The 253-nt window shown below is 66.0% G+C and carries 1 protein-coding gene; it reads left to right on the plus strand.

Annotated features, from left to right (window positions below):
- The first annotated feature begins 7 nt into the window (after positions 1-7).
- Positions 8-142, plus strand: coding sequence for a helix-turn-helix domain-containing protein (locus tag F8271_RS32005; RefSeq protein WP_225854930.1), 135 nt, complete (start codon positions 8-10; stop codon positions 140-142).
- The last annotated feature ends 111 nt before the right edge of the window (positions 143-253 follow it).

Raw genomic sequence — 253 nt, forward strand, 5'->3', positions numbered from 1 at the left:
GTTGCGGGTGTCGCAGACAGCGGTGTACGGCTGGCGGAAGCGGTGGCGTGCCGAAGGTGAGGCCGGGTTGGCGTCGAAAGGGCCGAGTGGTTCCCGCTGCCGCCTGGACGCCGGCCGGCTGCGGCGCAGGGCTATTGCGTAGTCGGTTGAAGGGTGTCTGAACTGGGAGTTTGGGGTGGGATCCAGCGAGGGTGAGGGTCCAAGTAGGACGGGTGCGACCCGTTGGTGATCATGGAGTTTGCGAAGACCCATG

It is taken from the genome of Micromonospora sp. ALFpr18c, assembly GCF_008868155.1.
Taxonomy (GTDB): domain Bacteria; phylum Actinomycetota; class Actinomycetes; order Mycobacteriales; family Micromonosporaceae; genus Micromonospora.